This window comes from Acinetobacter sp. UBA2063 (assembly GCF_002333245.1).
GTDB lineage: Bacteria > Pseudomonadota > Gammaproteobacteria > Pseudomonadales > Moraxellaceae > Acinetobacter > Acinetobacter parvus.
In genome coordinates this window covers 1-275 of sequence record NZ_DDAH01000084.1, presented here as the reverse complement: position 1 = coordinate 275, position 275 = coordinate 1, and positions in this window count along the sequence as shown.

The window sequence follows — 275 nt, the reverse complement described above, 5'->3', positions numbered from 1 at the left end:
CTTGATTAAAGCTTGGTTATAAGATGACCAATTCGTTGGGCGATAGATTTTGGATGCAGGCTTCTTCATTTGGAAATTATATTGCTGATGAAGCCTTAAAGAATAGCTTGGTGCAACAAAGCTATTAAGAGATAAAGAAAAGTTTTACTGGTTTTGTTATTGATAAGTATAAATGAAAATATGTTGTTACATAAAAAAACAACACCAATTTAGCTCCAATTATTCATTAGTTATTGATTTTAATGTGAAAATATTACGTTGACATCGTAGAGGTC